This is a genomic window from Intestinibacter sp. (genome assembly GCF_051866655.1).
Classification (GTDB): domain Bacteria; phylum Bacillota; class Clostridia; order Peptostreptococcales; family Peptostreptococcaceae; genus Intestinibacter.
The window spans coordinates 1-3,545 of sequence record NZ_JBJDXL010000323.1 but is presented as its reverse complement, the minus strand read 5'-3'; the positions used below and the strand labels follow the sequence as shown (position 1 = coordinate 3,545).

Annotated in this window: 4 protein-coding genes; all 4 read right to left on the bottom strand. The window is 25.0% G+C overall.

From position 1 onward, the window contains the following. Positions 1 to 393, bottom strand: a 393-nt coding sequence (locus ACI3VO_RS09585; protein WP_439757704.1) for a hypothetical protein, incomplete at its 3' end; no start/stop codon positions are given. Between the two features lie 12 nt (positions 394 to 405). Further along, on the bottom strand, positions 406 to 933 hold the full coding sequence (locus tag ACI3VO_RS09580) for a hypothetical protein (protein ID WP_439757703.1): 528 nt from the start codon (positions 931 to 933) through the stop codon (positions 406 to 408). 19 nt (positions 934 to 952) lie between these two features. Beyond that, positions 953 to 2,806 carry a hypothetical protein gene (locus tag ACI3VO_RS09575; protein ID WP_439757702.1) on the bottom strand — a complete coding sequence of 618 codons (1,854 nt, stop codon included), beginning with the start codon at positions 2,804 to 2,806 and terminating at the stop codon, positions 953 to 955. A gap of 29 nt (positions 2,807 to 2,835) precedes the next feature. Next, positions 2,836 to 3,545, bottom strand: a 710-nt coding sequence (locus ACI3VO_RS09570) for a hypothetical protein (protein ID WP_439757701.1), incomplete at its 5' end; no start/stop codon positions are given.

Genomic DNA, 3,545 nt, shown 5'->3' with positions numbered 1-3,545 from the left:
AATATCATCTGGTATACTTGCAGACGAAACTATAGAATCTAATCTACGTCTACTTCTAGGCTGAGCTACCTCTTCATCTATCTTAGGCTTTCTTTGTTCTACTTTTATATCTATTCCGTATTTTGAGCTTAAAAACTCTCTTATATCAGATACGTTAATACATCCTTTTTCTAACAAAACTTTTACTTCAGATTCTGAGTAATTCATACCTAGCTTTATACTTCTAAAGACATCATAATCTGTATTATTATTTTTTTCTTTTTTTATATCATCAGAATGTTTTCTAAGCAATTCATCTATATTAAAAGTTAATTCATTTGCTTTAAATACATTTCCGCATTCAATACAATTTATGTCATAATATTCTTTTGTATTTTGGTCTAATTCGCTCATTTAAAATCTCCCCTATATTCTCCTCTTTTCCACTTCTAAACTATAAGGATATTTTATTTCTATTTTTAAATCTCCATAATTTACTATATAAAATTTTTGTCCTGCTGCTAAATCTGTCGTAAATGGGATTTTAGTTCCATCTGAAATAGATTCAAGATAAGCCAAATCTTTTGATATAGGTCTGTCTAGTCTTTTTATATTTATACATGAACACGACATATCATCTGCATCCTCAAAAGAATATTCTAAGACATTTTTTCCACCTATGCAAATATAGTCAGTATCTATCTTCGCCTCTTTGTCTTCTACTCCTTTTGTAACTGGAAATACTACTATTTTATATAATCCTCTTTTTTCCATCTTATATAATTTACTTCCATATGCTAATCCACCTGTTTGTAATATGGAACCTAGCTTTTCTAATTTATCCTCTTGAAATTTTTGGATATATACATTTAAGCATCCATCAGAACCAGTCCATTCCCATTCAAATTTAATTTCATTTCCATTAATTAATTCTATTTTTTGATTAGTTATCATATTATCACCATATTACTATCTATTCAAATTTTATCTCTGAAGTACTGCCACTCATAATTGATTCAAAATAATCACAATACATTCTATCCTTGCTTATTATAGGCTCTGGCTTACCGATTACAATTCCAGAAGAATATCCACCCACATATTTGATACAATATTTATTTTTTATTTCTGATGACATAGCATTTTCAAATTCTCTAGATAGTGTATCCATATCTTTTTTGTAAATTTCATCTAAAGTATTAGATAGCAATTCAATAAATTTTTCTTCTCCTATACTATCTACTGCATCTTTAAATCCTATATTCCATGGAATATTTACAAATATTTTATGTGGAGTTTTATCTTCTATTAGTCCATCTACTACGCCTTTAAAGATTGAATTATTAAATGTTATTTTTTCCATAAGGTTGTTAATTATTACAAGTGTTCTCTCTTTATTTTGCTTACAAGCATCTAAATCTACGTATTTTTTATCTTTATTTCTTTCTACTTCTTTTTCTATTAGTTCAAATTTTTTATTTAAAATATATCTTTCTAATTTTAATTTTAAGTAACGACTATTACATTCTCCCATAAATGAAGATAAGTCATCTGTTTTATTTAAAAAACCTTTTTCCATAGCTAATTTATTTGTAGCCTCATCGAGCATTGTATTTGTACTAGACATCAAATTATTAAGTATTTTATCTAATTTATTCATCAAATCAAATGAAGAAATTTTATCTTTCAAATTAAAATCTTCTATATTTTCATCTGAATTTAATTCTATATATTTTATAAAATAGTCTCTATCATCAAATAATCTTTCTTCTAAATTATCAAAGCTAAATGCTGCATTGCTTGTACTTTTTTTGAATATCCTTTTAAGAATTCCTTCTTTTTCTTTTTTTATATAATCAATTTTATTATGATTTATTGGAATATCTTTTATATGTTTAAGTAATCTATCTTTAGGATATTTTCTATCTAAATAATCGTCTATTTCCTTTTCTATTTGTTTTATTTCATTAGCTGTAGGATCTGCATGATAATCTATATCATCTTTATTCTTTCCTATCTGAGTCTCTATAAATTCTTTTAAATGATATAAAATTAGATATTTACATATATCAAATCTTATATATCCTAATGAAACCCAATTACAGTCTAAATTTTCTAATCCTGCTCCTGAGTAGGCGTTCTTATTAGCATTCAGCTCATCTATTGATACTTTCCAATTATATTTTATTTTATCTGTTACTTTATAAAAAATATTAGTTTCTATAGTATCAATTGCAACATCTAATTTATTTTCTGAAAAAATAAAATTACTTTCACCTAAAAAATATATATCTTCAAATGTTATATATCTATCCATTGGATAATCTTTTATCTTTTCTACAGCAGACTTTTTATTTTCTAATATATTTTCTCCATAGCTGTCGACTAAAAAATATATATCCATTTTTATTTGATAATCGTCTTTTATATTAGAAATAATTGAATCTATATATTCATTTATATTTGATGTAAATTTGCTAGACAACATAACTATTATAGGTGTATATATTACGTCAGTATTTGGATATTTACCAATTGCCATACCATTTTTTATTTCTTTTACATTTTCTGATAAATTAGAAGAAAATGTCGAAACATTTTCTCCTTCTTTTATTTCTTCTGCATAATAGCACAATACATCTTGATATCTAGATTCTATTTTTTTTAATAAATTTTCGCTAAAGTATTTTGTCTTATCTCCAAAAATAAATGGAAGAATAAAGCAATTTGGTCGTTCATTCGTTTTTTCCTGTTTTCTTTGAACTCTATCAATATATGTATCACATATTTCTAATACATTTTCATTATTGTTGTTTTGATTATCCATATTGCATTATTCCCCCTGATTTTATAATTTTATAATTCTAATATTTTTTTGTAGAAGCTTTGCATTTCTTTTCTTAAGTCATCTAATCCCTTTCCTAAGAAGTCCATTTCAACTTCAAAAGATTTTAAGTTATTTGCTTTTTCTTGAGCTTCTACTTCTATTTCAGATTTTTTCTTCATTATAGCTTCTCCTACTTCTAGATTAGGATCATTTATCTTATGTTCATATAATCTGTCTAAAACTAATCTTTGGTTAGGTTCAACTGCTTCTATGAATTTTTTAAAGCATGTAAACATTTCGTAATCTCTGTCTATTTTTTCAAATGTCATGTAATTTGCAAAAGTAAATTTTTCTTCTAGATTTATATAATATCTCCAGAAATTAGCTTCTCTTAATATTAATCCTGTATCTAGACATCTTTTAAATAATCTTATATCTTTTTCAAATTGACTAGCCACTTCTTGTGCTTCTTGTCCAGCTAAAATATTTTGTTTTATTTCATCATTGTATTTTTCTATTTCTTCTTTTAATTTATTGTATAACTCTAAAGTTGCTCTCATATTTTTATATAGATACCAGTTCATTCTAGCAGCTAATTTTAAATCCTCTACAGTATCTTCTAAATGAGAATCCTTTGGTTTTACTAATTTTTCATTAATTTGTAGGTTAGCATATTTAGAAAATTCTTTTAAAAGATTTAACTTAGTTTTATACATATTTTCTTCTTTATTAGCTTCAT

Coding starts and splice junctions, on each gene's coding strand:
- ACI3VO_RS09580 (WP_439757703.1), bottom strand. CDS start 933: ATGATAACTAATCAAAAAATAGAATTAATTAATGGAAATGAAATTAAA.
- ACI3VO_RS09575 (WP_439757702.1), bottom strand. CDS start 2,806: ATGGATAATCAAAACAACAATAATGAAAATGTATTAGAAATATGTGAT.